The 327-nt window shown below is 38.2% G+C and carries 1 protein-coding gene; it reads right to left on the bottom strand.

What is annotated here, in order from left to right; translation table 11 throughout:
* A partial coding sequence (locus Q4528_RS13105) for an STAS domain-containing protein (protein WP_303521915.1) occupies positions 1-215 on the bottom strand: 215 nt, incomplete at its 3' end.
* Positions 216-327 lie beyond the last annotated feature (112 nt).

Genomic DNA, 327 nt, shown 5'->3' with positions numbered 1-327 from the left:
GCATTAATGCGTTTGAACATAAATACCAACGCGCCAATACCAGAAGCATCTAAAAAATCGACATGTGCCAAATTCACAATAACCAGCTTGCTGGCTGCTTGGTGACAAATGTTTTCAAACTGATTTTTGTGCTGAGCACAAGACTTAGCATCAAAGGCACCATTGATAGATGCTGTTACGTCGCCTTGGTCTGAAGTAGTTAGTTGCATATTCATAATTCGCTCCACAATTCCTGATTCTCAAGACTGTTAAAGCGAGTTCTGTGCCACTTACATATTAGTGATTATAAACAATGGGTTATATGAAAATCGTGAAGTAATACAGTAA

The organism is Staphylococcus pasteuri, from assembly GCF_030547725.1.
In the GTDB taxonomy this organism is placed as follows: Bacteria; Bacillota; Bacilli; order Staphylococcales; family Staphylococcaceae; genus Staphylococcus; species Staphylococcus pasteuri.
Note: the sequence above shows the minus strand (reverse complement) of the source record. Positions and strands in the feature narration are given on the sequence as shown.